The following is a 2,847-nucleotide window of genomic DNA, read 5'->3' as shown; positions in this document are numbered from 1 at the left end:
TTAAATTTGTTTTATGGGTCTGAAGAGGCGCCGCTGTTTACTGTTTTTACTGTCCCTGTATATTTGGCCCTGAGGTTTTCCCGCCCGGTGAATATGAGATAAGGTCTGCAATAAAACTCCCGACAGTTACCCTGCTTTTTATCCTTACAGGTATCCTTTTATTATCATCTGTAATCCATATCTGCATCCTGGAATTTTTTGTTTTCTGAAATACCCCGCTTATACCCTCTATTTCAGGCTCAACCAGTATGGTATCATAACTCTTTTCCGCAATGGTAACCTTCTGCTTCCCAAGCAGTTTTGCGTTTGCCCTGATCACCTTTTTGCCGTCAGTAAGATTTATCTTAATACAGTTATGTTCATCAGGCTTTCCAACCCTGAATGCATAGAATACTGAAAGGGGGTCAAAGGTGTTCCCTTCAATTGAAACAGTATCTGTTATATTTGCATTTTTTATTTGCCTGGCCTCAAGCTTATTCCAGTCAAACTGAACTAATATCTCTTTTACTGATTTTCCTTCATGCCTTTTTCTGTACAGAAACGAACGGGTTAGATTTTTGTCAGTCCATGATTCTATCCTGTCACGTACCTTGTAAAAGGCATCAACAAAAGGGGTGGTCTTTGCGGTATAGACAAAATGAAGGGCTGGGGCTCCATTAAGGTCTTCAACTGGCATAACCTCAAGTGTGGCCTCACCTGCAACAACAAACGACCACCTTACCTCAAAGGTTATCTTTTCCCCCTGGGAAAAAAACTCTTGCTCTGATTTAACAGGAGAGGAGTAAAACAATATTACAAGTATACAAGCCGTTAATATAAGGATATCTCTTGAATTAATAGACCAGGCTTTCATGATGCTCCTTTTTTGAGCTAAATAAAAAAGGGCTTCAGAAGATCTGAAACCCTTTATATATGAATTCTGGTGGGCCTGGAGTGACTCGAACACTCGACCAATTGATTAAGAGTCAATTTTTGCCCACTTTCATATAGTTTCAGATAACATCACTTAAATACATTATATAGTAAGTAAATCAATAAGATAAATCATTTTTAACTTTCATTTAACATCATACTATTTCCTTTACTTTAACCTTGAAAACGTGTACTATCCGTGTACAGATTCAGGGAAATTGATTAATAAATAATTTTATACTCTTGTACACGCATCAACCGTGTACCAAAAATTGAGGTTATCAATGGCTCAACAATATAACAAAACAAAACACCCCGGGGTCAGGTACCGCATTCATAACACGCGGAAACACGGAATACAATATGACAAATATTTTGCCATTTATTTCTGGGCAAATGGCAAACGCCACGATGAGGGGCTGGGCTGGGCATCACAGGGATGGACAGTAGAAAAAGCCGCTGGTGAATTGGCTAAACTTAAGGAATCGCACCGAACAGGTCAGGGGCCTCAAACTCTTTCTGAAAAAAGAGAAGTCGAAAATGTGCAGCGTGAAAAGAGAGAAACTTTAAAAAAACAGTCTGAGAAGGAATCTGTAACTTTTAGTGAATTTTACAATAATAGTTATTTGCCTTTACTGGGAAACAAAGCACCTGGTAGCGTACATGCCGAAAAGATTCTTTTTACCAAATGGATAAAACCCTATATTGGCAATATGCCCTTTAAAGATATATTTCCCCTTCATATTGAAAAGATAAAAAAGGCTATGACAGATTTAAAGAAGGCACCTCGTTCTATAGAGTATGTATTCTCCACTGCCCGGCAGATCTGGAATCAGGCAAAACGGGACGGACTCACTGACAGGGATTCACCAACAAAGCAAGTAAAGAAGCCGAAATATGATAATAAGCGAACGACTTTTTTTACCCATGAACAGGCCGACATACTCTTGGAAAAACTTAAAGAAAAATCAACACAGGTTTATCATATATCGCTTTTATCATTACATACCGGCATGAGGGCAAGCGAAATATTCAAATTAAAATGGGTCGATTTAAATTTGGAAGAGGGGATTATTAATATTAAGGATGCAAAATCCGGATCAAGACCAGCATTTATGACCAGTGAAGTGAAAGCTATGTTTGAAAAAATAAAGTCGCAAAACAATTTTTTTAATGATCTGGTTTTTACAAGCAATGCAGGCGATACAATACGACAGATCTCTAAAACATTTGAGCGAGTCATTGATGAACTTGGATTTAATGAAGGGATCACCGACCGGAGACAAAGATTTACCTTCCATAATTTGCGCCATACCTACGCCAGTTGGCTTGTTCAGCAGGGCACCCCGCTATACACAGTCCAACAGCTTATGGGTCATAAGAGTATCGCACTGACAGAGAGATACTCCCACCTTGCACCAGATAGTCTTAAGGCAGCAGTGACTGCCTTTGAAAAAAACCTGAGATTAAAAAAACAGGCGAAGGTTAAAATTATTAAATTAGAAAAATAATAATAGGTATACTGAAGAAAAAAATCAGGATAATTATTTTTTTACCTTTTTTTAGTTTGACAAAATTTCCTAACTGATCACATAATATCTAAAATTGAATAGCCATTCAGGGTTTTAAACGGCTGCGGGAGAACCTAAGTATTACAGATTTACCCCCCTGATAAACAATAATCCTCGCGAACGCAGACATTCATTTGTTGTGTGGTCGCGGGGTTTTTTTATCCCCTTGGCGACCCACGAGAGGGGATTAAAAATGGCAGCATTTCTATCAAACGAAAAAAATAACCCAACCATTAATTTAGCCCGACTTTCGCTATTCGATTAGTGTTTTAGTAAAAATGACGATTTTTCGGGGTATAAGTAACTGTAATTATTAGAGAGGGGTGTGAAAACCCGTTGTAGTGAAGACCTACCCCCTTGAATT

2 protein-coding genes are annotated in these 2,847 nt (G+C 38.3%); one reads left to right on the top strand and one right to left on the bottom strand.

Going from position 1 to position 2,847, the window contains the following annotated elements:
• Positions 1-46: 46 nt before the first annotated feature.
• Positions 47-853: a DUF3108 domain-containing protein gene (locus tag GX654_08570; GenBank protein ID NLD36908.1), complete on the bottom strand. Its 807-nt coding sequence runs from the start codon at positions 851-853 to the stop codon at positions 47-49.
• A 601-nt stretch (positions 854-1,454) separates the two neighbouring features.
• Between GX654_08570 and GX654_08565 the strand changes: the two genes are divergently transcribed.
• A complete protein-coding gene (locus GX654_08565) occupies positions 1,455-2,423 on the top strand; it encodes a site-specific integrase (GenBank protein NLD36907.1) in 969 nt (322 codons plus the stop codon).
• Positions 2,424-2,847 lie beyond the last annotated feature (424 nt).

The sequence above is a fragment of the Desulfatiglans sp. genome (assembly GCA_012513605.1).
Taxonomy (GTDB): Bacteria; Desulfobacterota; DSM-4660; order Desulfatiglandales; family HGW-15; genus JAAZBV01.
The sequence above is the reverse complement of the archived record's forward strand: the minus strand, read 5'-3'. Positions and strand labels throughout refer to the sequence as shown.